The sequence below is a fragment of the Seonamhaeicola marinus genome (assembly GCF_008085455.1).
Genome location: NZ_VSDQ01000115.1, coordinates 1 through 747, shown reverse-complemented (window position 1 = coordinate 747; position 747 = coordinate 1). Strand labels below are relative to the sequence as shown.

Genomic DNA, 747 nt, shown 5'->3' with positions numbered 1-747 from the left:
ACCACTGGGCAGGTGTACATTCAAAAAAGTCAGTTAGGTGGTGGTAGCCCCATGATAAGAGGTTTTTCAACAAACCGCCTTTTAATTACTGTAGATGGTATTAGAATGAACAATGCTATTTTTAGAGGTGGCAACCTACAAAATGTTATTTCTATTGATCCGTTTTCAATTGAAAACACCGAGGTAACTTTAGGCGCAGGCTCTGTAATTTATGGTAGTGATGCCGTTGGTGGCGTTATGAGTTTTTACACCCAAAAACCTAAACTATCATATACAGACTCGTTACTTTTTAAAGCCAATATAATTTTAAGATACGCCTCAGCAAATAATGAAAACACAGGCCATTTCAATATTAATTTAGGTTACAAAAAATGGGCCTTTTTAACCAGTGCCAGCTATACAGATTTTGATGATTTACGTATGGGTGCTCATGGCCCTTCAGATTATTTGCGTCCAGAATTTGTTTTAACTACCAATAACACAGACCAAGTTATTGCCAACACAAACCCTAAAGAACAAAAATATACTGGATACAATCAACTTAACTTAATGCAAAAAGTGCGCTATCAGCCCTATAAAAACATAAGTTTTGATTTAGGTTTGTATTACACCACAACATCAGATATCCCAAGATACGATAGGTTAATACGTTACCGAGACAACACGCTACGTTCGGCAGAATGGTATTACGGGCCTCAAAACTGGTTTATGTCTAATTTAAACATTACCAAACTTAGTAGCAGCTCA

General features: G+C 36.5%; 1 protein-coding gene. It reads left to right on the top strand.

What is annotated here, in order from left to right; all coding sequences use genetic code 11:
- Positions 1-747: TonB-dependent receptor (locus FUA24_RS01015; RefSeq protein ID WP_148539676.1), on the top strand; the 747-nt coding region annotated here is incomplete at both ends.